Annotated in this window: 22 protein-coding genes; 13 read left to right on the forward strand and 9 right to left on the reverse strand. The window is 62.3% G+C overall.

Annotation, left to right across the window (positions count from 1 at the left end; all coding sequences use genetic code 11):
• The first annotated feature begins 8 nt into the window (after positions 1–8).
• The 8 genes from uvrC to secG all read left to right on the forward strand — a co-directional run bounded on the left by uvrC (position 9) and on the right by secG (position 8,564).
• The gene (gene uvrC, locus AS9A_RS09110; RefSeq protein ID WP_013806682.1) at positions 9–2,003 is read left to right on the forward strand and encodes an excinuclease ABC subunit UvrC; all 1,995 of its coding nucleotides are present in this window, start codon (positions 9–11) and stop codon (positions 2,001–2,003) included.
• A gap of 62 nt (positions 2,004–2,065) precedes the next feature.
• A complete protein-coding gene (rapZ, locus tag AS9A_RS09115; protein ID WP_013806683.1) occupies positions 2,066–2,950 on the forward strand; it encodes an RNase adapter RapZ in 885 nt (294 codons plus the stop codon).
• Complete coding sequence (locus AS9A_RS09120) at positions 2,947–3,993, forward strand: gluconeogenesis factor YvcK family protein (protein WP_013806684.1); 1,047 nt, start codon at positions 2,947–2,949, stop codon at positions 3,991–3,993. The genes rapZ and AS9A_RS09120 overlap by 4 nt, the downstream gene beginning before the upstream one ends.
• A complete protein-coding gene (gene whiA, locus AS9A_RS09125) occupies positions 3,984–4,967 on the forward strand; it encodes a DNA-binding protein WhiA (RefSeq protein ID WP_013806685.1) in 984 nt (327 codons plus the stop codon). Before AS9A_RS09120 ends, whiA begins: the two co-directional genes overlap by 10 nt.
• Positions 4,968–5,110: 143 nt before the next feature.
• The gene (gene gap / locus AS9A_RS09130) at positions 5,111–6,127 is read left to right on the forward strand and encodes a type I glyceraldehyde-3-phosphate dehydrogenase (protein WP_013806686.1); all 1,017 of its coding nucleotides are present in this window, start codon (positions 5,111–5,113) and stop codon (positions 6,125–6,127) included.
• 15 nt (positions 6,128–6,142) lie between these two features.
• Complete coding sequence (locus tag AS9A_RS09135; protein ID WP_013806687.1) at positions 6,143–7,372, forward strand: phosphoglycerate kinase; 1,230 nt, start codon at positions 6,143–6,145, stop codon at positions 7,370–7,372.
• A 3-nt stretch (positions 7,373–7,375) separates the two neighbouring features.
• Entirely contained in the window at positions 7,376–8,158 is a 783-nt protein-coding gene (gene tpiA / locus AS9A_RS09140) for a triose-phosphate isomerase (protein WP_013806688.1), read from the forward strand.
• Between the two features lie 172 nt (positions 8,159–8,330).
• The gene (secG, locus tag AS9A_RS09145) at positions 8,331–8,564 is read left to right on the forward strand and encodes a preprotein translocase subunit SecG (protein ID WP_013806689.1); all 234 of its coding nucleotides are present in this window, start codon (positions 8,331–8,333) and stop codon (positions 8,562–8,564) included.
• 2 nt (positions 8,565–8,566) lie between these two features.
• On the opposite strand, the gene AS9A_RS09150 is transcribed toward secG, so the two are convergent.
• From AS9A_RS09150 to tkt, 4 genes are all read right to left on the reverse strand, one after another.
• Complete coding sequence (locus tag AS9A_RS09150; protein ID WP_013806690.1) at positions 8,567–9,472, reverse strand: hypothetical protein; 906 nt, start codon at positions 9,470–9,472, stop codon at positions 8,567–8,569.
• Positions 9,469–10,227 carry a 6-phosphogluconolactonase gene (gene pgl / locus AS9A_RS09155; protein WP_013806691.1) on the reverse strand — a complete coding sequence of 253 codons (759 nt, stop codon included), beginning with the start codon at positions 10,225–10,227 and terminating at the stop codon, positions 9,469–9,471. The genes AS9A_RS09150 and pgl overlap by 4 nt, the downstream gene beginning before the upstream one ends.
• A 13-nt stretch (positions 10,228–10,240) precedes the next feature.
• Positions 10,241–11,368: a transaldolase gene (tal, locus tag AS9A_RS09160; protein ID WP_013806692.1), complete on the reverse strand. Its 1,128-nt coding sequence runs from the start codon at positions 11,366–11,368 to the stop codon at positions 10,241–10,243.
• Positions 11,369–11,437: 69 nt separating this feature from the next.
• Positions 11,438–13,540, reverse strand: a complete 2,103-nt coding sequence (tkt, locus tag AS9A_RS09165; protein ID WP_013806693.1) for a transketolase — start codon at positions 13,538–13,540, stop codon at positions 11,438–11,440.
• A gap of 446 nt (positions 13,541–13,986) precedes the next feature.
• Between tkt and AS9A_RS09170 the strand changes: the two genes are divergently transcribed.
• Positions 13,987–14,868 (forward strand): heme o synthase, encoded by an 882-nt coding sequence (locus AS9A_RS09170; protein WP_083826675.1) that lies wholly within the window; start codon positions 13,987–13,989, stop codon positions 14,866–14,868.
• A gap of 83 nt (positions 14,869–14,951) precedes the next feature.
• On the opposite strand, the gene AS9A_RS09175 is transcribed toward AS9A_RS09170, so the two are convergent.
• A complete protein-coding gene (locus AS9A_RS09175) occupies positions 14,952–15,920 on the reverse strand; it encodes a quinone oxidoreductase family protein (RefSeq protein ID WP_013806695.1) in 969 nt (322 codons plus the stop codon).
• An 88-nt stretch (positions 15,921–16,008) separates the two neighbouring features.
• On the opposite strand from AS9A_RS09175, the gene AS9A_RS09180 reads away from it, so the two are divergent.
• Positions 16,009–16,347, forward strand: a complete 339-nt coding sequence (locus tag AS9A_RS09180) for a hypothetical protein (RefSeq protein WP_041451736.1) — start codon at positions 16,009–16,011, stop codon at positions 16,345–16,347.
• On the opposite strand, the gene AS9A_RS09185 is transcribed toward AS9A_RS09180, so the two are convergent.
• The 4 genes from AS9A_RS09185 to mptB all read right to left on the reverse strand — a co-directional run bounded on the left by AS9A_RS09185 (position 16,292) and on the right by mptB (position 20,992).
• Positions 16,292–17,263, reverse strand: coding sequence for a COX15/CtaA family protein (locus tag AS9A_RS09185; protein ID WP_013806696.1), 972 nt, complete (start codon positions 17,261–17,263; stop codon positions 16,292–16,294). The two genes, AS9A_RS09180 and AS9A_RS09185, sit on opposite strands and share 56 nt — an antisense overlap.
• Positions 17,264–17,535: 272 nt before the next feature.
• Positions 17,536–18,351 (reverse strand): ABC transporter permease, encoded by an 816-nt coding sequence (locus AS9A_RS09190; protein ID WP_013806697.1) that lies wholly within the window; start codon positions 18,349–18,351, stop codon positions 17,536–17,538.
• 2 nt (positions 18,352–18,353) lie between these two features.
• Positions 18,354–19,298, reverse strand: a complete 945-nt coding sequence (locus AS9A_RS09195; RefSeq protein ID WP_013806698.1) for an ABC transporter ATP-binding protein — start codon at positions 19,296–19,298, stop codon at positions 18,354–18,356.
• A gap of 11 nt (positions 19,299–19,309) precedes the next feature.
• Positions 19,310–20,992, reverse strand: coding sequence for a polyprenol phosphomannose-dependent alpha 1,6 mannosyltransferase MptB (mptB, locus tag AS9A_RS09200; RefSeq protein WP_013806699.1), 1,683 nt, complete (start codon positions 20,990–20,992; stop codon positions 19,310–19,312).
• Between the two features lie 116 nt (positions 20,993–21,108).
• Between mptB and AS9A_RS09205 the strand changes: the two genes are divergently transcribed.
• Genes AS9A_RS09205 through sufD form a run of 3 tightly spaced genes read left to right on the forward strand, consistent with a single transcriptional unit; the run spans position 21,109 to position 24,643 of the window.
• Entirely contained in the window at positions 21,109–21,939 is an 831-nt protein-coding gene (locus tag AS9A_RS09205; protein ID WP_083826504.1) for a helix-turn-helix transcriptional regulator, read from the forward strand.
• The gene (sufB, locus tag AS9A_RS09210; protein ID WP_013806701.1) at positions 21,936–23,390 is read left to right on the forward strand and encodes a Fe-S cluster assembly protein SufB; all 1,455 of its coding nucleotides are present in this window, start codon (positions 21,936–21,938) and stop codon (positions 23,388–23,390) included. Before AS9A_RS09205 ends, sufB begins: the two co-directional genes overlap by 4 nt.
• Entirely contained in the window at positions 23,390–24,643 is a 1,254-nt protein-coding gene (sufD, locus tag AS9A_RS09215) for a Fe-S cluster assembly protein SufD (RefSeq protein WP_013806702.1), read from the forward strand. The genes sufB and sufD overlap by 1 nt, the downstream gene beginning before the upstream one ends.
• The last annotated feature ends 30 nt before the right edge of the window (positions 24,644–24,673 follow it).

The following is a 24,673-nucleotide window of genomic DNA, read 5'->3' on the forward strand; positions in this document are numbered from 1 at the left end:
CTGGGCTCGTGCCTGATCCGTCGACCTACCGGCCCGCCCCTGGTTCGATCCCGCTAGAACCGGGGGTCTATCGCTTCCGTGATGCCAGCGGACGGGTGCTGTATGTAGGTAAGGCGAAGAGCCTGCGCAGTAGGCTGAACTCGTATTTCGCGGACCTCACCGGGTTGCAGCCCCGGACCCGCAAAATGGTGACCACGGCGTCCGGTGTGGAGTGGACAGTTGTTGGCACCGAAGTCGAGGCGCTGCAACTGGAATACAACTGGATCAAAGAATTTGACCCGCCCTTCAACGTTCGGTACCGGGACGACAAGTCGTATCCCGTACTCGCGGTGACGCTGAACGAGGAGTATCCCCGCCTGTTCGTGTATCGGGGGCCGCGAAAGAAGGGCGTGCGGTATTTCGGGCCGTATTCCCATGCGTGGGCGATCAGAGAGACACTTGATCTGCTGCTGCGCGTATTCCCGGCCCGAACTTGTTCGGCGGGGGTCCTCAAACGACATCAGCAACTAGGGCGGCCGTGCCTGCTCGGTTATATCGGCAAGTGCTCAGCTCCTTGCACGGGGCAAGTTGGCGCGGCGGAACACCGCCGGATAGTCGAGGATTTCTGCGACTTCCTTTCCGGCAAGACAGATCGCATGGTCCGCGAGCTTGAGCGGCATATGAATGAGGCGTCGGAGGCGCTCGACTTCGAGCGCGCGGCGCGTTTGCGTGACGACATTGGCGCACTGCGCCGCGCACTGGAAAAACAGGCCGTTGTGCTGGGTGACGGCACTGATGCGGACGTTGTGGCTTTCGCCGCTGACGATCTGGAGGTGTCCCTGCAGGTATTCCATGTTCGCGGCGGGCGGGTTCGAGGCCAGCGCGGCTGGGTAATCGAGCGCGTCGGTGAGCAGGACGATTCCGAGATGGTGGAGGAATTCCTCACGCAGTTCTATGGCGAGCAGCAGGCTCTCGCCCACGATTTGCCTGAAGGTGCGCGTAAGAGCGCGAGCCCAATTCCCAAGACGGTGCTCGTTCCCATGCTGCCACCCAACACTGACGGTCTGGAGCGATGGCTCAGTGAATTGCGGGGGTCAGCGGTGCGCGTCCGGGTACCGCGACGCGGTGACAAGAAGGCGCTGGCTGAGACTGTGCAGCGCAACGCGCACGAGTCACTCGCACAGCATAAGCTGCGCCGTGCCGGAGACCTGACTGCGCGTTCTGCCGCATTGCAGGAACTGCAGGACACATTGGGTCTCGATACGGCGCCGCTGCGCATCGAATGTATCGACATCAGCCACGTGCAGGGGACTGACGTAGTCGGTTCGCTTGTCGTGTTCGAAGATGGCCTGGCACGGAAATCGGATTATCGGCACTATACGATCAAGGAAGCTGCCGGTGAGGGCCGTTCCAACGACGTCGCGAGCATCGCAGAGGTGACGCACCGCAGGTTCGCGAGGTACCGGAGGGCTGATGAAACCGGCGCGCCTGCCGACGTGGCCGCTTTCCAGGCGCTGGACCCCGAAACTGGTCGGCCGCGAAGATTTGCCTATCCGCCGAACCTATTCGTCGTGGATGGTGGCTTGCCTCAGGTTAATGCCGCGTCCGCGGCGCTCGAGGAGCTGGGGATCACCGACATCGCGGTCATCGGGCTCGCGAAACGCCTCGAAGAGGTGTGGCTGCCTGGTGAGGAGTACCCGGTCATTTTTCCGCGTACGAGTGAAGCGCTCTTTCTGCTGCAGCGAATCCGCGACGAAGCGCACCGGTTCGCGATCACGTTCCACCGCAGCAAACGGTCTCGCCGCATGACCGAATCTGTCCTCGACACCATCCCAGGACTTGGGCAAACGAGGAAGACCGCGCTCGTCACCCACTTCGGCTCCGTCGCGCGCCTGAAAGCCGCCTCATTGGGCGAGATCACCCAGGTCCCAGGAATCGGTGACATGACGGCGCGCGCCGTGCACGAGGCACTGAATAGGGATTCTTCGCCCGAGCGCTCCCCAGGGCGGGCCTCAGTCGAATAACCTCAGCTGTGGCGCTTCCGCGCCCGGCGAACCTCAGACGACTGCGAGGGACAGGAACACACGTGAGTGAGCTACAAAGCCCGCCCGATATTGACGTCACTCTCATTACGGGGCTTTCCGGAGCGGGCCGCGGAACGTCGGCGAAGGTGCTCGAAGATCTCGACTGGTACGTGATCGACAATGTTCCGGCTGAACTCGTGCCTCAAGCCGTGGACCTGAGCCTCGCCGCCGATAACCCGACAAAACGTCTCGCCGTGGTGCTCGATGTACGAAGCCGGGCCTTCGCTGGGGGCCTCGATTCCGTAGTGCGGGAGCTTGCAACGCGCAACATCACGCCCCGCGTGCTCTTTCTGGAGGCATCAGACGCTGTCCTGGTACGGAGGTACGAGCAAGTCCGCCGGAGCCACCCGCTCCAGGGGGACGGCACCCTTCTCGAAGGGATCGCGGCCGAAAGGAAGCTCGTGGCGCCTGTACGCGCGATGGCTGACGTCGTGATCGATACGTCAAGTTTGTCGGTGCACGATTTGCGGGCGCGCATAGAACCGGTGTTCGAGGATGCGAATACTCGCAAGGTCAAGATCGCGGTGCTTTCTTTCGGGTTTAAGTACGGCCTGCCGATCGACGTGGACATGGTGCTTGACGTACGCTTCCTGCCCAACCCGCATTGGATTCCAGAACTCCGCCCCTTCACGGGACGTGACGATGGTGTGCGGGAGTATGTGCTCAGCCAGCCGGGTGCGGGTGAGTTTCTGAAGACGCTCCGCGACTTGCTCACTCCGGTGCTGAAGGGCTATCGGACGGAGGGTAAGCGTTATATGACGATTGGGGTGGGCTGCACTGGTGGGAAACACCGGAGTGTCGCGATGACGGAAGCGATCGCACAGATACTGTCTGAAGATGACGGGGTCACTGTTCGTACTCGTCACCGGGATCTAGGCAGGGAATGACAGCGCCGAACTCACACACGGAAACGCCCCGGCCACCATCGATTGTTGCACTCGGCGGCGGTCATGGCTTGTACGCGACGCTGAGTGCCGCGCGGCAGCTCACCGACGACATCACAGCCGTGGTGACTGTCGCTGACGATGGGGGATCGTCGGGCCGGCTTCGCTCTGAGCTGGATCTGGTGCCTCCAGGTGACCTCCGGATGGCGTTGGCTGCACTCGCGGATCACGACAGTCATGCGCAACTGTGGCGCGATGTCGTACAGCACCGGTTCCGCGGTACGGGCGCACTCGCGGGTCACGCCGTTGGGAACCTCATCCTGGCGGGGCTTACAGATGTACTAGGGGACATCATCAGCGCCCTTGACGAACTTGGCAGAATTCTGGGGGTGCGAGGCCGCGTGCTGCCCATGGCCACAATCCCCTTGCAGATTGAAGCCGACGTAGTTGGGCTCGAGGAAGACCCGCGCATCAATAGGGTCATCAGAGGGCAGGTCGCGGTCGCAACGACGCCCGGCCGGGTGCGCCGTGTACGCCTATTACCGAGCGAACCAGTTGCGTGCCGCGAAGCGGTCGCGGCGATAACGGATGCCGATCTGGTGGTGCTGGGGCCGGGATCATGGTTCAGCAGCGTCATTCCGCACGTGCTCGTACCGGCGCAGCGGGACGCGCTGATCGAGAGCCGGGGCAAGCGCGCGCTGGTGCTCAACCTCGGTCCACAAGCGGGGGAGACCGCTGGATTCTCCGCCGAGCGGCATCTTCACGTACTCTCGCAACACGCCCCCAGTTTCCGGGTAGATCAGGTCATAGTTGATGCGGGCACGGTGCCGCCTGGCAGCGAGCGAGCTCACCTATGCCGGGCAGCCGCGCAACTGGGTGCAGAAGTGCGTTACGCCGACGTGGGCGTACCAGGTACCGCTAAGCACGACATTTTCAAGCTCGGCGCGGTGCTAGGCGAATTGCTGGGGGACAGTAGTCAGCGCACGGATTTACGGAAAGATAGTGAAGTAAGGATCGACCGGAAGGAATCGGCGCCGTGGCAATGACTGCGGAGGTCAAGGATGAACTCAGCCGTCTGTCTGTCACCCAGGTGAGCGCGCGAAAGGCAGAGGTCTCTTCGCTGCTCAGATTCTCCGGGGGACTCCATATTGTCGCCGGACGAGTCGTTGTCGAGGCAGACGTAGACATGGGTTCGATAGCTCGCCGACTGCGGCGGGAGATCCACGACCTGTACGGATACAACGCAGATATTCACGTAGTTGGCGCGAGCGGACTACGGAAAAGCACCCGATATCTTGTTCGGGTCGCGAAAGACGGGGAAGCGCTCGCCCGGCAGACTGGTCTGCTCGATCTTCGCGGACGTCCGGTCCGCGGTCTGCCCGCCCACGTCGTTGGTGGCGGTATTCAGGATTCGGAAGCCGCCTGGCGGGGAGCTTTCCTTGCGCACGGTTCCCTCACTGAACCCGGCCGTTCAGCAGCCCTCGAGGTCGGCTGTCCCGGCCCGGAGGCGGCGATGGCGCTGGTAGGAGCCGCGAGGCGGATGGGGATCGCAGCGAAAGCGCGCGAGGTGCGAGGCGCCGACCGTGTCGTTGTTCGTGATGGCGATGCCATTGGTGCGTTACTCACCCGTATGGGCGCTCAGGACACTCGCTTGGTGTGGGAGGAGCGCCGGATCCGCCGTGAGGTGCGCGCAACGGCTAATCGCCTGGCAAACTTTGATGACGCAAACCTGCGACGTTCGGCGCGGGCTGCTGTGGCAGCCGCAGCAAAGGTTGAGCGCGCATTGGAGATCTTGGGCGACGAGGCCCCGGAGCATTTGGCTGCAGCGGGGCGGCTGCGTATCAAGCATCGGCAGTCGTCGCTCGAAGAACTAGGGCAGCTTGCCGACCCGCCATTGACCAAAGATGCCGTTGCGGGCCGAATTCGCCGACTACTGTCTATGGCCGACCGCCGAGCACGTGAACTGGGCATTCCAGACACGGATTCAGCGGTCACGCCCGAACTTCTCGACGAAGCATAAATGCCGGTCCGATTGGACCAGGGTTGGGACTAGGGTGAAGAAAAGCCAGAGCACGAACCCAAAGAACCCACCCAAAAGAACTACCCAGTAAGCCGCTGAGAATACACGGCAGATATTCACGACAGATTGAAAAGGAGCTCACAGTGACGATTCGTGTAGGTGTGAACGGTTTCGGCCGAATTGGACGTAACTTCTTCAGGGCAGTCGACGCATTGCGTTCTGCTGGAAGCAGCGATATCGAAATCGTTGCGGTCAACGATCTCACAGCCACGGAGACACTCGCTCACCTGCTGAAATATGACTCAATTCTAGGGCGCTTGCCGTACGACGTGTCGGTTGAAGGCGACGAGATCGTTGTGGGAGAGCAGCGGATCAAGGCCCTGAGCCTCCGCGAGGGCCCGGCGGCGCTTCCATGGGGCGACCTCGGAGTGGACGTGGTGGTTGAGTCCACCGGCATTTTCACCGATGCGGCCAAGGCTAAGGGCCACATCGACGCGGGTGCGAAAAAGGTCATCATCTCGGCCCCGGCGAAGGGCGAAGACATCACGATCGTGATGGGTGTCAACGATGGCGAATACGACGGCAGCCAGAACATCATCTCGAACGCCTCCTGCACCACAAACTGCCTTGCTCCGCTGGCGAAGGTTGTTGATGACGAGTTCGGCATCGAGCGCGGTCTCATGACCACAATTCACGCCTACACGCAGGATCAGAACCTGCAGGACGGTCCGCACAGTGATTTGCGGCGCGCGCGTGCTGCCGCGCTGAACATCGTCCCAACCGGCACCGGCGCAGCGAAGGCGATCAGTCTCGTCCTTCCGCATCTCCGGGGCAAGCTCGACGGATACGCGCTGCGCGTTCCTATCCCGACGGGTTCTGTCACCGACCTGACGGTCAACGTGCGGAAGTCCGGTTCGATCGATGAGGTGAACGGAGCCTTGAAGGCGGCGGCTGAAGGGCCTCTCAAGGGGATCCTTAAGTACTCCACGGCGCCGATTGTGTCGAGTGACATCGTCACTGATCCGCACTCATCCATTTTCGATGCACCGCTAACCAAGGTCATCGATGATCAGATCAAGGTCGTCAGCTGGTACGACAACGAGTGGGGCTACTCGAACCGCCTCGCGGATCTCGTTGGCCTTGTCGGCAAGTCCCTTTAAGAGGTCACCACACAAATGACGGTCAAAACTCTCCAGGAACTCCTGACAGAAGGTGTTTCAGGGCGCACGGTGCTCGTTCGTTCTGACTTGAATGTGCCACTTGAGAATGGACGCATCACGGATGCCGGCCGGATCATCGCATCCGCGCCGACGATCGGGGCTCTCGCGGATGCGGGTGCCCGCGTGATTGTGGCGGCACACTTGGGCCGGCCGAAGGGTGCGGCGGATTCCGCGCTGTCACTAGCTCCGGTCGCGCAGCGGCTCGGCGACGAACTCGAGCGTTACGTGCAGCTGGCAGGTGACGTTGTGGGTCAGGATGCGCAGGAACGCGCTGCCGGGCTCACCGAGGGCGACGTTCTCCTGCTGGAGAATGTGCGCTTCGAGTCACGTGAGACGAGCAAGGACGATGCGGAGCGTCAAGCGTTAGCGCGTGAACTGGCAGCGTTGACTGGAACTGGCGGCGCGTTCGTGTCCGACGGGTTCGGTGTTGTGCACCGCAAGCAGGCCTCGGTATTCGACGTGGCTCAGCTCCTGCCGAACTACGCGGGCGGATTAGTCGCGACTGAAGTTGACGTGCTCACGCAACTGACCACCGAGGCTGCCCGACCCTATGCCGTGGTTCTCGGCGGTTCGAAGGTGTCCGACAAGCTCGCGGTAATCGAAGCACTCGCACCGAAGGTCGACACCCTGGTGATTGGTGGCGGGATGTGCTTCACGTTCCTCGCCGCTGAGGGGCTGCAGGTAGGATCATCCCTGCTTCAGGAAGAGATGATCGACACCTGTAAGGATCTGCTGGATCGCTATGCCGACGTGATTCATCTGCCCGTGGACGTTGTTGCCGCGGACAGTTTCAGCGCGGACGCGCAAACCCAGACGGTGCCCGCCACGGGCATTCCGGAAGGCTGGATGGGGCTCGACGTGGGCCCAGATTCAGTTAGTCGTTTCTCGGCGGTGCTCAGAAACGCCAAAACAATCTTCTGGAACGGCCCCATGGGTGTCTTCGAGTTCCCGGCTTTCGCTGCTGGGACCCGCGGGGTCGCCGAGTCGATCGTCGAGGCTACCTCGAAGGGTGCATTCAGCGTCGTCGGCGGCGGTGATTCCGCGGCTGCTGTGCGTCTTCTCGGTTTACCAGAGGATGGCTTCTCCCACATTTCGACGGGTGGCGGAGCATCGCTAGAGTATCTCGAAGGCAAAGAACTGCCGGGTATCTCGGTACTCGCTGACGACACAGCATCGGAAGGATGAGGCATGCCGCGTAAGCCGCTCATCGCGGGCAACTGGAAGATGAACATGAATCATCTTGAGGCGATCGCGCTGGTCCAGAAGATCGCCTTCGCGCTGCCCGATAAGTACTACGAGAAGGTGGACGTAGTCGTCGTGCCACCGTTCACCGACCTGCGCAGCGTTCAGACGCTGGTCGAAGGTGACAAGCTGAAGGTCGCCTACGGGGCGCAAGACGTCAGTGTTCACGAATCGGGTGCCTACACCGGTGAGGTGAGCGGGCCGATGCTGGCGAAACTCGGCTGCAAATTCGTGGTCGTGGGCCACTCGGAGCGTCGCATTTACCACCGTGAGGACGATGAACTCGTTTCGAACAAGGCAAAAGCGGCGCTGAAGCACGGGCTGACCCCAATCATTTGCATCGGCGAGGGGCTCGACATCCGTGAGGCTGGCTCGCATGTTGAATACAACATCAACCAGCTGCGAAACTCGCTCGCTGGGTTGTCGCAGAAAGAACTCGCGAAGATCGTAATCGCCTACGAGCCTGTGTGGGCGATAGGAACCGGCAAGGTTGCGTCCGCGGCTGACGCGCAAGAGGTGTGTTCCGCAATCCGTTCAGAGCTGTCGCGCATAGCGACGCCCGAAACGGCCGGAACCATCCGTGTGCTGTACGGAGGTTCCGTCAGCGCGAAAAACGTCGGTTCGATCGTGACGGAATCTGATGTCGACGGTGCCCTTGTAGGTGGAGCCTCACTCAAGGCGGACGATTTCGCGCAGTTGTGCGCCATCGCCGCTGGCGGCCCCTTCTGATTCGCGGTAGCGGCATGCACTGATTGCTGAGCGCCGCGGTCCATCAAGCCCCAGGGCTGACATGATGGGCCGCGGCGTCTCCGCGTGTTCGAACTGATGCCGTACGACAGGTAAGATCGACCCGGCAACTGCGCCGATTCGGCGCCGAAGCGACGCAAACATAAGGACCTTCATGTCACTGTTTCTGGACATCGTGCTGGTCGCTACCAGTGTGATGATGATCCTGCTAGTCCTCTTGCACCGTGCTAAGGGCGGCGGTCTGTCCTCACTGTTCGGAGGCGGCATGCAGACCAGCCTGTCAGGGTCGAGTGTCGCGGAGAAGAACCTCACCCGGCTGACGATCTACATTGCGATCGTATGGGCGGTGTCCATCGTCGGAATGGGCCTTAATATCCGCTACGCGTGACCCTAAGATTGTGAATGCGGCTGCGGCCAGGCAGATGATGCTGGTCCGGCCGGATGGCCAGGACCTGACCGCCCTGTCCCGTTCCCTGTGAAGCTCTCCAGCCGTTTGCGGACCGTGGGCACCCGGAGCACGATGAGCAGCAGGGGAGTCGCGACCGCGATGCTGAGGGCGTTGAGGTAGCGCTCAGAAACCAGGTAGCCGACAACGGCTACCGCGCCCAGTGTGCCGTAGACGAAGGTGATGTAATCAACCGTCGGTCGCCAGTAGTTCCCTGCACCCCACGCCGCCACGACAGTGATGACAACAATGCACGCGGCCAATACCCACGACTGCCACTGGGCGGCGAGGGACTCCTCGCGCGAGTAGTCGACCTCCAGCCAGCGTGTAACTGTCATGAACGCTGCTGTAATACTCAGAACCGCACCCACCACCACATTGGCCATCTCGTGGCGGCTGAGACGTGCAGGGAGGCGTGTTGGCTCACGCCGACCTTCTAGCTCGGTAATCCGGGCCGGCGCCTGTGAGCTTTTCCTATCATGAGTGGGCGAACGCGTGAGGGTGTCGATCCATCGGTGAACCCCAAGCAGGAAAATGACTCCAAAGAACAGTGGAATCCATACGATGCCGACCAGCATTTCGAAATAGCGAGCGGTGACACCATCGATGATGACGGAAACCACCGCGAAAACCAGATAAACCCTACCGAGGAACCCTGCTGAGGGCCGCTGAAAGTGCTGGGAAGCCCAGCCGCTGCCGGGGACGATGACGGCGGCACACAGTCCGAGCACAATGCGCCGCCACAACGCTCCGTCGTCCGGCACCTCGGGCCACAAACTGCCAACACGAAAGAGCAACCCACCAGCTAGGGTGATGAAGATCGCGAGGTTGACTAGTTCGTGTCGTTTCACCGGAGGAGCTCTGCCGCGTTCTTGTCGAGGAACCAGGTGGTGCCGTCACGGCCTTGCGCTCCCGCGGCTGGGTAGTCAGCCGGTGACGCGCGACCGACGGCTTTGGCAACTGCGGGCGCCTTGTCCGCTCCCGCTACGAGGAACCACACGTGCCTGGCAGCGTTCACGACTGGGAATGTCAATGTGATTCGCTGGGGCGGGGGTTTCGGGGAGTCGAACTCCGCGACGACAGCGCGTTCGCGCTCGCTGAGTGTCGCTTTGCCTGGAAATAGTGAGTTGATGTGGCCGTCCGGACCCATGCCAAGCAGGTGGACGTCCAGCTCCGGAATCTTGCCGTCAGGGGTGAGGGAGCGCAGTGTCTCCTCGTATGCGCGCGCACCGGCAGTCGCGTCCCCGGCGAACTCACCTTCGTCGCACGGCATGCGGAAGACGCGGGCGGCATCCACAGGAACATGCGACAGCAGCGCCTCGTCCGCTTGCGCATCGTTGCGGTCCTCGTGACCTGCTGGGAGGAAACGGTCATCGCCCCAGAAGATCTCCACCCTGCCCCAGTCGATGGGGTCGCCGACCGTGCGCAAAGCTCGAAGCGCAGCGATTCCTGTGCTGCCCCCCGTCAGTGCGATTCGCGCAACGCCGCGGTCCGACTGCGCTGAGACGATTGCCGCCGCGAGCCGTTGTGCCGCCGCCGAGGCGAGAGCATCGCTGCTGTCGAAGACAAGAATTTCGGGGGAATGCTGAGCGTGCTGAGAATTCATACCCGAATCCATCTCACGAGCGCTGACGTGCGGCGTCGATCTGCTGCGACGTTGCCTCGAGCAGTTCGTTCCAGGACTTTTCGAACTTGTCGACGCCTTCTTCCTCAAGTTTAACGAAAACGTCAGCAAGATCGACTCCAGCATCCGCGAGAGCGCTGAATACGCGCTGTGCCTCGTCAGCGGTGCCGGAGACGGTGTCGCCGCGCACCTCGCCGTGGTCAGCGAATGCCTGCATTGTCTTTTCCGGCATCGTGTTGACTGTGTTCGGAGCCACGAGTTCGCTGACATACATCGTGTCGGAATAGTCAGGGTTTTTGACTCCGGTGGATGCCCAGAGTGGTCGCTGCACGTGCGCGCCCGCAGTCTTCAGTCCGTTCCAGAGGTCGTTCGAGCCTCCGAAGACACGTTCAAACGACGCGTAAGCGAGGCGTGCGTTCGCCACTCCTGCCTGACCGAGGAGACCGCGTGCCTCCTCGGTGCCGAGCTTCTCAAGCCGACCGTCGATCTCGCTATCCACCCGAGAAACGAAAAACGAGGCGACGGAACGGATCCGCGAGAGATCCCGGCCGATCTGCCGGGCCTGTTCGAGACCCGCCAGGTAGGCGCTGATGACAGCCTCGTACCGTTCGACAGAGAAGATGAGCGTGACGTTGACGCTGATTCCGTCCGCGATGACCGACGTGATCGCGGGCAGACCAGCCAGTGTCGCAGGGATCTTGACCAGCAGATTGGGGCGGTCCACTATCTTCCACAGCTCGTGCGCCTGCGCGATCGTCCGGTCTGTATCGTGCGCGAGCCGCGGATCGACCTCGATGGAGACCCGACCGTCCTGGCCTCCGGTGGCATCATAGACAGGCGTCAGGAGGTCACATGCGTTGCGGACGTCGTCCGTGGTGAGTTCCCGGACCACGTCGTCCACACCCGCGCCCCGACTGACTAGCTCAGTGAGCTGTGCCTCGTACGCGTGGCCGCTTGCAAGAGCGCCCTGGAAAATCGTTGGGTTCGTCGTGACACCCACAACGCTGCGGGTCTCGACGAGCTCCGCGAGATTGCCCGAACTCAGGCGCTCACGCGAGAGGTCGTCAAGCCACACCGATACACCAGCCGCGCTTAGTGCGGCAAGGTTTTCATTCTGAGTCATTAGTGGTCACCTCTACTAGAGAAATCCGCTACAAGTTGTCACCGGCGACCACGGACTGCGCGAAGCATCCTAGCCGCTGGTGCGAGCGAGGGAACGACGTGCCGCAGCCTCTACTGCCTCCGCCGTGAAACCGAACTCCCGGAAAAGCGTCTTGTAATCAGCGGACGCTCCGAAGTGCTCGATCGACACCGCTTCGCCGTAGGAGCCAAGGTGCCGGTACCACGGCATCGCAATCCCAGCCTCTACAGTCACCCTAGCGCGAACCTCAGGGAGGAGCACCCGATCCTGGTAAGCCTGATCCTGCTGTTCGAACCAGTCGAGACACGGTGCGGAAACGACGCGTGTACCAATCCCTTCCGCTTCGAGCGCCTTGCGGGCTTCAACCGCATACTGCAGTTCGGATCCGGTACCGATCAGGATGACCTGCACTTCGGTCGCCTCGGCGTCGTAAAGGACGTAGGCACCGCGCTTCACGCCCTCCTCAGCATTCTCGCGCGTGCCCTCGAGCACCGGGATGTTCTGGCGCGTGAGAGCGAGCGCGGTAGGCCCGTCGAGATGCTCGAGAGCTGCCTTCCATGCGAAAGTAGTTTCATTCGCGTCACCGGGCCGGATGACCGTCATGTTCGGAATCGCGCGCAGCGCCGCGAGATGCTCGATGGGCTGGTGCGTCGGGCCGTCCTCACCGAGTCCAACTGAGTCGTGCGTCCACACGTACAGTGCGGGCACCTTCATCAAGGCGGCGAGCCGCACGGCCGGGCGCATGTAGTCGCTGAAGACAAGAAATGTCCCACCGTACGGGCGGGTCGGGCCGTGGAGGGCAATACCATTGAGGATGGAACCCATCGCGTGCTCACGCACGCCGAAGTGCAAGGTTCTACCGTAGGGGTGTGCGTTCCAGTGCTTGGTCGAGATCGACACCGGGCCGAACGAATCAGAACCGCTGATCGTCGTGTTGTTGGATTCTGCGAGGTCGGCGGAGCCACCCCAGAGTTCGGGCAGGAGCGGCCCGATTGCGCCGAGAATGCTTCCAGAGGCCTTGCGGGTAGCCATGCCCGATTCGCTTGGATCCCAGGTGGGCAATGCCGATTCCCAGCCCTCAGGCAGTGAACGTGACGTGAGGCGATCGAACAATGTTTTGCGCTCAGTGTCGCGCGCCGCCCAGGCATCGAAGTCCGCCTGCCACCGTGCCCGCTCTGCGGCGCCACGTGCGACGACGTCCCGGGTGTGGGCGATCACGTCTGGGGCCACGTCGAAGCTCTTGTCCGCGTCGAACCCCAGCGCTTCCTTGACCGCGGAAACCTCATCGGTCCCGAGTGCGGCGCCGTGGGACGCGCCCGTGTTCATCTTGTTCGGCGCAGGGTAGCCGATGATGGTGCGCAAAATGATCATCGATGGCTTGTCCGTCACGGACTTCGCGTTCTCAATCGCGTCGAGGATCCCAGTCACATTCTCACCGCCGGCGACGCTCTGTACGTGCCAGCCGTACGCCTCGTACCGCTTCGCCACATCTTCACCGAGCGCGATTGCAGTGTCATCCTCGATGGAAATCTCGTTGTCGTCGTAGATCGCAATGAGATTGCCGAGTTCCTGGACCCCTGCGATGGACGACGCCTCGGAAGTCACACCCTCCTGGATGTCTCCGTCGGAAGCGACGACGTAGATGAAATGGTCGAAGGGACTCGATCCCTGTGGAGTGTCCGGATCGAAAAGTCCGCGTTCACGACGTGCCGCCATTGCCATGCCGACCGCTGATGCCAGGCCCTGGCCCAGAGGACCGGTCGTGATCTCCACACCAGGGGTGTGGCCGAACTCCGGATGGCCGGGCGTCAGGCTTCCCCACTTGCGTAGCGCCTTGAGGTCGTCGAGTTCAAGGCCGTAGCCCGAAAGGTACAGCTGAATGTACTGGGTGAGGCTGGAGTGGCCACAGGAAAGCACAAACCGGTCGCGGCCAGTCCAGTCCGGATCGGACGGGTCGTGCCGCATCACCTTCTGGTACAGGACGTAGGCGAGGGGTGCGAGGCTCATCGCGGTACCCGGATGGCCGTTTCCGGTGTTCTGAACCGCGTCCGCTGCGAGCACACGGATGGTGTCGACTGCCTTGGTGTCGAGTTCCGTCCAGTCGTCTGGAAGGTGGGGGGTGGTCAGGGTGCGGATCTCGTCTGTAACCGACACTGGCGAGGCTCTCCTGGATGCTGGCTGAATCGTCACTGGATGCTGGATCGTTTGCGAACCGGTAGGTCCAACTGTAATGGTGCCATTACAGCAGCCAAGTCTCCGAATCCGGCGGCAGCGCGCCGTCACTGCACCGCGATGCGTTACCGTGATTCGGCAGGGTCGTCCACTCGGTCTACCATCAAGTCATTTGGCAAGGTGATTTGGCAAGGTCATTTGGGCAAAGGGCTGTTGGGCAAACTAGAGTGCCCGGGTAACGCCGATTGGTATCGCGAGGAGAAGCAGTGCGGATTAGGGCGCAGGCAGGCGGGCACGGTTTCGCCCCCGGCGCACACGGCCACTCTCATAGTGCCGGGACGGCCGATGAGAATGGTGATGGCGGCAGTTCCGGGAGTGCGTCCGCCAGTGTGCCTGAAGGCCCTTTGAGCTGGGTCAACCGTAAGATCATGGCGTACATCGCGCTGACTAAGCCACGGGTTATTGAACTCCTGCTAGTCACCACAATTCCCGCGATGCTCCTTGCTTCACGGGGGACTGTCGACCCGCTCCTCATCCTTGCGACGCTTTTCGGCGGCGCGATGGCGGCGGCGAGTGCGAACAGCCTCAACTGTGTCGTGGACGCAGATATCGACAAGGTGATGAAACGCACGGCCCGTCGGCCGCTCGCCCGCGAAGCGGTGCCAACCTCTCATGCGCTTGTGTTCGGGCTTGTGCTGGGTGTGCTGTCGTTTACCTGGTTCTGGTGGGCGACCAATCTTTTAGCGGCGTCGCTGGCCGTGGTGACGATCTTGTTCTATATCTTCGTCTACACCCTGGTCCTCAAGCGGAGGACGTCGCAAAACATTGTTTGGGGCGGCGCCGCTGGGTGTATGCCCGTCATGATCGGCTGGGCCGCCACGACCGGGACCCTCGAATGGCCCGCGCTGGTGATGTTCCTCATTGTCTTCTTCTGGACGCCGCCGCACACATGGGCGCTGGCGATGCGGTACAAGGAGGATTACCGCGCTGCCGGGGTGCCGATGCTCCCAGTGGTGATGAGCGAACAGGAAGTCACGAAGCGGATCGTGATCTACACGTGGGTGACCGTTCTGACCACCCTTGCACTCGCCTGGTGGACAGGGGTGATTTACGCCCTGATCGCACTGCTCGTCGGCATCTGGTTCGTCGTCATGGCACAACGCCTGTACTCCGGCGTGAAGGCGGGGGTGCCTGTGAAGCCGCTCCGCTTGTTCCTGATGTCGAACAACTACCTCGCGGCGGTGTTCTGTGGCCTTGCGGTAGATTCCATCCTCGGATTCGCCACGGTGCCGCAGCTGCTCGGGCTGTGATCGCGCAGATTCGTCAGAAACAGGACATCCTCAAGGGAAATTCCTCTTGAGGATGTCCTGTTTCTGGTGAAGATTGAGCGCGATTATTTCGGGAGTAGCACGACAGACCCGGTAGTCCGGCGGCCTTCAAGGTCACGATGGGCGTCAGCGGCCCGCTCGAGGGGGTACTCAGCGCCCACCCGAACAACGAGCGCTCTGCTGCTGATCGCATCGAATACGTCGCCTGCGCGCCACAAGAGCTCGTCGCGAGTTCGAACGAAGTGCGCAAGCGAGGGCCGCGCGAGGAAGACCGAACCCGCTCTGTTGAGGCGCTGCGGGTCAAACGGTGGTACCGGACCGCTTGCGGCGCCAAAAAGGGCGACGGTGCCGCGCACGCGAACGCATTCGAGGCTCGCGTCAAAAGTGTCTTTCCCCACACCGTCATACACGGCGGCGACGCCTTCGCCGGAGGTGAGATCTCGCACCCTGCCCGCCAGGTCAGCAGAATAACGGAGGACCTCCGAGGCGCCAGCCTCCCGTGATAAGGCTTCCTTGTCCGCAGTCGACACGGTGGAGATCACTCGCGCGCCACGCTGCACTGCCAGCTGAGTTAGCTTCAGGCCGACCCCACCCGCACCTGCATGCACGAGGACGGTGTCACCCCGTTTAACCGGGTACACGGATGTGATGAGGTAGTGCGCCGTCATGCCCTGAAGCAGTGCGGAGGCCGCCACGGGTGCTGTCACCTCGGCGGGCACAGGCACGGCACCAGAGACAGGAACTCTCACCAGCTCGGCGTAGCTGCCCGGCGCTGACGCCCACGCGACTCGGTCTCCGACGGAGAACCCGGTCACACCGTCTGCCATGGCGACGACTGTGCCGGTGGCTTCGGACCCCGGTGTGTACGGCAGGTCGGTGGCATAGGCGCCAGTCCGGAAATACACGTCAATGAAGTTCACTCCGATGGCATCGGTGCGAACGAGCAATTCGCCCGGTGCAGGCTCAGGATCGGGAACTTCTGTAGTTTCCAGTACTTCCGGCCCGCCGAGTCGTGTCACCTGTATTGCGCGCATGATCGATTTCTACTCTCCTCGGCACGTCAGTGCGAGTGGGACGCGCCCGACAGCAGATCCCGCCGAGCGCAACGGTAATCTTGACGGCATGAGTGACCAGGAGAAATCGGCCACAGAGAAAACAGGGACAGCGGGTCCAGTCATACCGAGTGGCGTCCTTCCCGCGATCAAAGCGTTCATCAAGGACCACGGCGGCTCCGCGAAGGCGGTTCTGCAGCCACTTGGGCGCATTGGTGTCCGCGTCACCCTCGTTGGGGCTGACGGCATCATGGGGGATCAGGTGGTGCCGAGCCTCCCCATCGCGAGGGCTGTCGTTGACGCGGTTCCGCAGCTCGAGCTCGCTGACTGGGACCGGGAGCTGACCTCGACCGCTACACCCGCTCCGGAACACGCTCGCCGGATGGCGGCGTGGGTAGCGAACTCGTAGTCCGTGCCGACATGCTCGACCACAGCGCGGCCGTCGCGGCAGTGCATGCCGCGGCGCCTGCGATGTGGAAGGGAATGAGGTAGGCGGGGACCTGCATAAAGTACTGCACAATGCCGAGTGCCGCTTGTGCAGCGGCTATCGCGATGACAAACTTCAGGTTGCGCAGAACATTGCGTGGCGCTGCCACCGCGTAGAGTGCGAAGATCAATCCGATGAGCAGTGCGACGTAAGCGACCGTGAGCTGCGAATGCAAATGCACGAGCGTGACTATCTCGACTTCCAGCCGGTCCACATCTGGGTCACCCGCGTGGGGTCCAGCACCAGTGACCATGGTGCCCGCGACCAGCACGCCCACCAGAGCCACTGCGGTGAGGGCTGTGAGGCTGCGTAGCGGCCGGGGCGCAACAGGATGGTCGACTCCCTCATCGGGCTCGGAAATCTTGTTGTAGAGCACTACAGCGACCCAGACCATCGCCATGGACACGAGCAGGTGGACGGCGACCGTCCACCACAGCAGGCCCGTGAGTACGGTGATGCCGCCGATGACCGCTTGCATGAGCGTCGAGAGCGGCATCACCCACGCGTACGCGATTACCTCACGCCGCCGTCGGGCGCGTGTGACGACGAGGACGACCGCGATCGCCGCGGCCACCACCACGAAAGTAAGCAAGCGGTTCCCGAACTCCACGAGCTGGTGCAGTGTGGCGACCTCTTCGACCGGGACCGGCGTGAATGATCCTGGAAAACACTGTGGCCACGTCGGGCAGCCGAGACCTGAAGCGGTAACCCGCACGACTGATCCCGTCACGGCGATACCGGCTTGGGTGAGGATCACAAGAATCGCGACGACGCGCTGAGTCCTCAGCGAAGGCATCGGGAGACGGTCGACCAGACTGAGATAGGTACGGGAAAGCACAGTCTGATGGTAAAGGGAACGCTGGGTAAACGAAGAAACGGGCCCGTGCGCTGAGGCCGCCGCGAGATATGCTCAACCGTCCCGAATAGCGCCTCGCGTCGGGCACGTCAGGGCTGGGGCCTTGATTACTATCGCTGTGTCCGCTGGCTCGGCATATCTCAGACGCTTGAGCATATCTCGTGAAGCACGACACACCCGAGGGGTCATCAACTACCGGATAGGCTTCCTAAGAACAGTTCGATTCGGGCGAAAAAGCCATTTGCGGCGTTTCCTCACACCCAGCGGAAGGTGCGAAACGCGCCAAAGGCGCACGCGGCAGCCCATGCCGCGAGTACCGCATACCCAGTGACGTCTGCCGCCCCGTCGAATGCCATCGCTAGCGACTCGACCAGTGCTCCCGACGGTGTGATTCGCGCGAAAGCATGCGCAAGGCCGGGGAACTCCTCGCCGTAGAGTCGCGCCGCGATGACGAGGCTCCCGACGCCGGCGAGCGCGAACCACAGGATATTTGCGAGTGCCAGGACGATCTCTGCACGCAGCCAGCCGCCGATAAAGAGGCCCATCGCCGCGAACGCGACAGTGCCGAGCGCGACAGCGGGTACCGCTAATGCGAGTCCGGCGAGACTCGGGCGCCAGCCAAGCGCCACTCCAATCGCCACGAGCAGCACCATCTGCAGGCACACCACCAGCACCACAGCGCAGCTCTTTCCACCGATGATCGCCCACTTCGGCAACGCTGTGGCGCCGAGCCGTTTCAATGCTCCGTAGCGGCGATCGAAACCCACGGCTATCGCTTGGCCGGTGAATGCTGTCGACATGATCGCCAGGGCGAGGATCCCGGGAACGATCGCGTTGGTTCGTGATTCACCGAGGTCCCCGATGGGAAGCACCGCAAAACCGATAAGCAGCGAGATCGGGATCAGCATCGTGAGCAGTAGCTGCTCTCCATTGCGGAGCAGCAAGACCAGCTCGAGACGCGTCTGCGCGGCAAGCATGGGGAGCGGGCGGCTGGGTTGCGGCGACGGCGTGAACGTTCCAGCAGGGAAGCGATTCGCGGTGACGCGTGTGAAGCCGGACGGGTCAGACACAGTCAGCCTCTCAATTCACGGCCGGTGAGGTCGAGGAAGACGTCCTCGAGCGTGCGCTGTTCGACCCGCAGATTCGTGGCGAGCACGTTGATCCGCGCAAACCACGCGGTAACCGTGGAGAGCACTTGTGGCGTGATCTCGCCTTCGATCAGGTACTCGCCGGGGGAGCATTCGTGGCAGCGATACCCTTCTGGCAGAGCAAGGAGCAGTAGGTCGGTTTCCAGGCGTGGCGGAGCGCTGAAACGCAGTTGGTCTTGTGCGTCGCGCCGAGTGAGATCAGCGGGCGTGCCCTGATCGACCACGCGGCCGTGATCGATGATCACGATGTGGTCGGCGAGTTGTTCCGCCTCATTCATCATGTGCGTTGTGAGGAGGACGCTCACGCCGTCACGGCGGAGCGCATCAATCAGTTCCCATACGAGGTGCCGCGCCTGGGCATCGAGTCCTGCTGTGGGCTCGTCCAGAAACACCAGTTCGGGCCGCCCGATGAGGGCGCTCGCCAGCGAAAGCCGCTGTTGCTGTCCCCCGGAAAGGCGACGGTACGGGGTGTGTGCTGCTTCCGTCAGCCCGAGAGTGCTGAGCAGCCAGTCAGGATCAAGCGGGTTGCGCGAATAGTGGGCTATGAGGCGAAGCATTTCGCCGGCACGAGCGCCCGGGTAGGCCCCGCCACCTTGCAGCATCACCCCGATCCGTGGCTTCAGTCGTGCGGCATGCGCCGCGGGGTCGAGCCCGAGCACCCGCACCTTGCCGCCATCCGCAGTCAGGAACCCCTCGCAGATCTCGACAGTGGTGGTCTTGCCAGCGCCGTTGGGCCCTAGCAGCGCGAGGACTTGACCCGCTTCGACCGATAGGTCCAGTCCTTTGACTGCCTCGGTGGCGCCAAAACGCTTCGTAACCCCGAGCAGTTCTACCGCTGGGGTGCGGGGTGGCGGCAGTTGAGTAGTCACGACGAACCAGATTAGGCGCTCGGAGCGCTCCGGCGAAAAACGCCGTCCAGGAACGAACGCCACAGTGGCCGGGTGTAGAGGACCGCGAAGAGGACCGCAAAGGTCGCGATCGTGGCGATGACGGCTTGAAAAATTGTCCACGCAGGGTATTCAGCGCCGTTGGGCATGAGAATCACGCTGATGACGGCAGAGACTCCAATCGCAGGTATGCGGAAGACTGGTCGCGTTGCCCACGCGGCGAGCGGAATCAGCGCCCACAGCAGGTACCACGGCTGCACCACGGGGAAGAGGAACACAAGCGCGGCCATGGAGACTCCGAGCGCTCCGATTGCGTGCAACCGCCCAGAATGTGTCGCGAAGAGCATGCGGGTGATGATCATGGCAGCAATCGCTGCGGCGATCGGGCGCGTCACGTTGAGGATCGCAGTCGTGTGATCGCCCAGCCCGAGGAATACGCCAGCCTGCCCGGTAGCGAGGCCGAGCAGTGTGGGTATCGACATCCAGCTACGTACCGCATTAGCGGTCCCAAGGGTATTCACCCAACCAAATCCGAGCCCGCTGATCAGACTCATGCTCGCGATTCCGACAATCGCGACGATGCCGAGCAGGGCTGCGGCGGCAACCATCGAGATCAGCCCACGACCCCATCGGCGCGCGAGCGCCATTCCAACGAACCCGAGCGCGAGCAGCGAAGGAATCTTGATCGTCGCCGAAAGGACTATGACGAAGACTCCTATAAGGAGCAGGGCAAGATTCAGCCGGGTGAGTGGTTTTGACGATTCGATGGCGCGTAGCGCGAGTTCTGCTCCGACCACCATCATGCCGATCATGAGTGCCTCGTTATGGATGCCCGCGACGAGATGGAAGATGACCAGGGGGTTGGCGGCGCCCAGCCAGAGAGCGATCACAGGGTCGACTCCGCATCTGCGGGCCAGCCGCGGCAAGGCCCAGATGATCATCAGCACGCCGACAACCGCGAGGCCACGGTGCAGGAGAATTCCCGGAACAATGTTGTACCCGGTCAGCGACGCGATCCCCTCGCCCATCCACAGGAAGAGCGGGCCGTACGGTGCTGGCGTTTCGCGCCAGATGTTCGGGACCGTTCGCGTCAGCACGTGATCTACGCCTAGAGCCTGCGCCGGTCCTAGCGCGTATGGATCAAGCCCACGCGCGCCGATTTCACTTTGTGCAAGATACGAGTACACGTCGCGGCTGAACATCGGAGGTGCCACTAGCAGCGGTGTGATCCACAGCAGAAGCGTGTAGTCGAGCTGCCCTCGCGTCATGCGCCGCGGTGCTGACTGTGTGACGAACCCGCCGACGACGAATCGGCCGACCATGAGCCAGGCGAGCGTCACCATGACGGTTCCGGTGATACCGAGGGTCAGAGAAACTGTGGTCATGCGCGCCGGCAGGCCGAAGATGCGCATTCCGGTCACAGGGTTCTGGAGAACGGGTTGGGCGCCCGCCCCTAAGGCGGCGAAGGCCATGAGAATCGCACCAGCGGCCCCGAATCTGCGCACACCCTTCAGTTGTGCGGTTTCCACCGGATTGAGGCCGGGCTTGCCGAATTCCTGCCCATGAAGGTGGGCGACCTTTTCGTCGAGCTCCCGGAAACGCGTGCGGCGGGCGGGCGCGGACCACTGCTTACGGGCGCTTTCGCCCTGTGAATCCGCGTGATCAGTCTCCGGCACAGTACGAGCGTAGCGGTGGCATTAGACAGCGGTGCAGGTGGCGTGGTGAGCCACTCCACACCTGAGTGAGGGTGACCTGGGTAGAATCATCTCGGGAATTGCGTCACACTAGTGTTGTGAAAACAGCAGGAGTGTCCGACGGTGCGAGAGGTGGAGCTAGCCGCTCTGCCGGTGCGCCGCTGCGCTCCCAAGGTCTGGCCCCGTCAGGTTTTGCGCACGAAGGGCACACACGCGCAGAGGTTGTGCGGTTATTGCTGGAGCGCGGACCGATTACGGCTTCGGCGGTCAGTTCCCGCCTTGGATTGAGCGCGGCGGGTGTTCGCAGGCACCTTGATGTTCTTATCGACAATGGCTACGCAGAGATCGCTCCGCCCCGCGTCCTGAGAGACCGGGGACGTGGACGGCCAGCCAAGCAGTACATGCTCTCGGCTGCCGGACGGGATCATTTGCAGCACGCCTACGATGATCTTGCTACCGCAGCGATGCGTGAACTCCGGGAAATCGGCGGAGAACAGGCACTTGAGCGCTTCGCGGACCGCCGGGTGCGTTCGATTGTCGGTTCCGTGCAGCGGGATCCGGATTCTGTTGAACGTACCGCTGAGCGTGTCGCAGATGCCCTCACCGCTGCTGGTTACGCCGCCTCCACGCGCAGAGTGGGGCTTGGTGTTGAGATCTGTCAGCACCATTGCCCTGTGTCACATGTTGCAGCGCAGTTCCCGCAACTGTGTGAGGCAGAGGAGCAGGTTTTCGCCGAAGTGCTCGGGACGCACGTGCAGCGCCTGGCGACGATCGCCAACGGCGACTGCGCCTGCACCACCCACGTCCCTCTTACGGTCTTCGGTGACGCTTCGAGCAGAGATGTCGCCGATGCGCCACAAGCCACACGAAATCCCTCCGTTGCACAGCCCGCAGCGGATACCCATCGACTCCGGGAGGAGCGCACATGACAGTCACGTCAGAGCCCGGTGCGGTTGCCACGGGAACGGCGCCGCTAACCCAGGAAGAGACGATCGCGTCGCTTGGCCACTATGCCTATGGCTGGTCTGACAAGGATGACGCAGGCTCGATCGCGCGCCGCGGACTCTCGGAGGAGGTCGTACGCGATATCTCATCGAAGAAGGACGAGCCTGAATGGATGCTCGACGCACGTCTGAAGGCGTTGCGCATCTTCGACCGCAAGCCTCTCCCACAATGGGGCGCTGACGTCACAGGTGTTGATTTCGACAACATCAAGTACTTCGTGCGTTCCACGGAGAAGCAGGCGGCGTCCTGGGAAGACTTGCCCGAAGACATCAAGAACACCTACGACAGACTCGGCATTCCTGAGGCGGAGAAGCAGCGCCTCGTTTCCGGCGTCGCGGCTCAGTACGAGTCCGAGGTGGTCTACCACCAGATTCGTGAGGATCTTGAACAGCAGGGTGTCATTTTCCTCGACACCGACTCAGGGCTGCGCGAGCACCCGGAGCTGTTCAAGGAATACTTCGGCTCAGTCATCCCCGCTGGTGACAACAAGTTCTCAGCCCTGAACACCTCGGTCTGGTCCGGCGGTTCGTTTATCTACGTACCGCCTGGGGTTCACGTCGACATCCCCCTGCAGGCGTATTTCCGCATCAACACCGAGAACATGGGTCAGTTCGAGCGGACGCTCATCATCGTTGATGAAGGCGCGTACGTGCACTACGTCGAAGGCTGCACCGCACCGATCTACAAGACAGACTCGCTGCACTCGGCGGTCGTGGAAATTGTCGTTAAAAAGGGCGGTCGCTGCCGTTACACGACGATTCAGAACTGGTCGAACAACGTCTACAACCTCGTTACCAAGCGCGCCAAGGCCGAGGCTGGCGCCACAATGGAATGGATCGACGGCAACATCGGTTCGAAGGTGACGATGAAGTATCCGGCCGTCTGGATGACGGGCGAGCACGCGAAGGGCGAAGTCCTGTCAGTAGCGTTCGCCGGTGAAGGTCAGCACCAGGACACCGGCGCGAAGATGCTGCACCTCGCACCACACACCTCCTCGACGATCATCAGCAAGTCTGTCGCACGGGGCGGCGGCCGTGCCTCGTACCGCGGACTTGTCCAGGTCAACAAGGGCGCTTATGGCTCGAAGTCAACGGTCAAGTGCGATGCACTGCTCGTTGACACCATTAGCCGCAGCGACACCTACCCTTACGTCGATATCCGCGAGGACGACGTGACGATGGGCCACGAAGCCACGGTTTCGAAGGTGAGTGAGGACCAGTTGTTCTACCTCATGAGCCGTGGGCTGAATGAAGACGAGGCGATGGCGCTTATCGTGCGCGGTTTCGTCGAGCCGATCGCGAAGGAACTCCCCATGGAGTACGCACTTGAACTCAACCGCCTGATTGAACTGCAAATGGAAGGGGCCGTGGGCTAGTGACTGCCAGTACACCTGCTGGTGTCGGCGCCGCTGGGGTGCAGGGCGCGATTGCTGGTGAAAACCGGGAAGCGGCCGCAAGCACTGCAGGGGCAACTCCGGCCGTCAACAAGGGAGAGTTGTTCTCCTCGTTCGACGTGAACGCCTTTGAGATACCGTCTGGCCGTGACGAACTGTGGCGGTTTACGCCCATGCGCCGGCTGCGCGGTCTTCATGACGGCACGGCCACGCCGAACTCGACGGTTGCTATTGAGGTAACTGAGACGGAGGGCGTGACGGTGGAATCCGTCGGCCGCGAAGATCAGCGCCTCGGCGAAGCCGGTGCCCCGACTGATCGTGTCGCCGCCGCCGCGTACTCCGGCTTCGAGCAGGCCACGGTCATCACAGTCGGCCGGGAAGAAGAAGTCGCGGACCCGATCACGGTGACAGTGACTGGCCCCGGTGCGGGCAATGTCGCGTACGCACACCTGCAGATCCGCGTCGAAGCTTTCGGTCGTGCAACCGTCGTTCTGGACCACAAGGGTGACGGCACGATCGCGGACAACGTCGAGTTCATTATCGGTGACAGCGCGCGCCTGAGCGTGGTGTCAGTGCAGGACTGGGCGGAAACGGCTGTTCACGCCCGATCCGAGCACACTAAGGTCGGCCGTGACGCTGTTTTCCGGCACTTCGCGGTGAGCCTTGGCGGTGATCTCGCGCGGACTTCAACGACCGTGCGTTTCAGCGCACCCGGTGGCGATGCTGAACTCTTTGGCCTGTATTTCGCTGATGCGGGGCAGCACATCGAGCACCGGCTGCTTGTGGACCACGCGGTCCCGCACTGCAAGTCGAATGTCGTCTACAAGGGCGCACTGCAGGGCGAATCGGCAGCAGCTCACGCTGCTCCCGGCAGCAAAGGCGACGCGCACACGGTCTGGATCGGTGACGTATTGATCCGTGCTGCAGCGGAGGGCACGGAAACTTTCGAGCTGAACCGCAATCTCGTACTGACGGACGGCGCACGCGCTGACTCGGTTCCGAACCTGGAAATCGAGACCGGTGAAATCCGCGGGGCTGGCCACGCCAGCGCCACCGGTCGCTTTGACGACGAGCAGCTGTTCTACCTGCGCTCACGCGGCATCCCAGAAGACCAGGCGCGGCGCCTCGTAGTGCGCGGTTTCTTCCGCGAACTCATCGACAAGATCGTGGTGCCCGATGTTCGGGAACGCATCGATGCTGCGATCGAGGCCGAACTCGGCGCGATCGGCGCCTGACCAGACTGCTCACTTTTAGAGACTCGCTAA

Origin of the sequence: Hoyosella subflava DQS3-9A1, assembly GCF_000214175.1 — a bacterium.
Classification (GTDB): domain Bacteria; phylum Actinomycetota; class Actinomycetes; order Mycobacteriales; family Mycobacteriaceae; genus Hoyosella; species Hoyosella subflava.

Bases quoted from the DNA above. Each gene is read 5' to 3' on its own strand.
- AS9A_RS09120 (WP_013806684.1), top strand. From the start codon at position 2,947: ATGACAGCGCCGAACTCACACACGGAAACGCCCCGGCCACCATCGATT.
- tal (WP_013806692.1), bottom strand. From the start codon at position 11,368: ATGACTCAGAATGAAAACCTTGCCGCACTAAGCGCGGCTGGTGTATCG.
- secG (WP_013806689.1), top strand. From the start codon at position 8,331: ATGTCACTGTTTCTGGACATCGTGCTGGTCGCTACCAGTGTGATGATG.
- AS9A_RS09170 (WP_083826675.1), top strand. From the start codon at position 13,987: ATGGCGTACATCGCGCTGACTAAGCCACGGGTTATTGAACTCCTGCTA.
- tpiA (WP_013806688.1), top strand. From the start codon at position 7,376: ATGCCGCGTAAGCCGCTCATCGCGGGCAACTGGAAGATGAACATGAAT.
- AS9A_RS09180 (WP_041451736.1), top strand. From the start codon at position 16,009: ATGAGTGACCAGGAGAAATCGGCCACAGAGAAAACAGGGACAGCGGGT.
- AS9A_RS09175 (WP_013806695.1), bottom strand. From the start codon at position 15,920: ATGCGCGCAATACAGGTGACACGACTCGGCGGGCCGGAAGTACTGGAA.
- pgl (WP_013806691.1), bottom strand. From the start codon at position 10,227: ATGAATTCTCAGCACGCTCAGCATTCCCCCGAAATTCTTGTCTTCGAC.
- sufB (WP_013806701.1), top strand. From the start codon at position 21,936: ATGACAGTCACGTCAGAGCCCGGTGCGGTTGCCACGGGAACGGCGCCG.
- AS9A_RS09135 (WP_013806687.1), top strand. From the start codon at position 6,143: ATGACGGTCAAAACTCTCCAGGAACTCCTGACAGAAGGTGTTTCAGGG.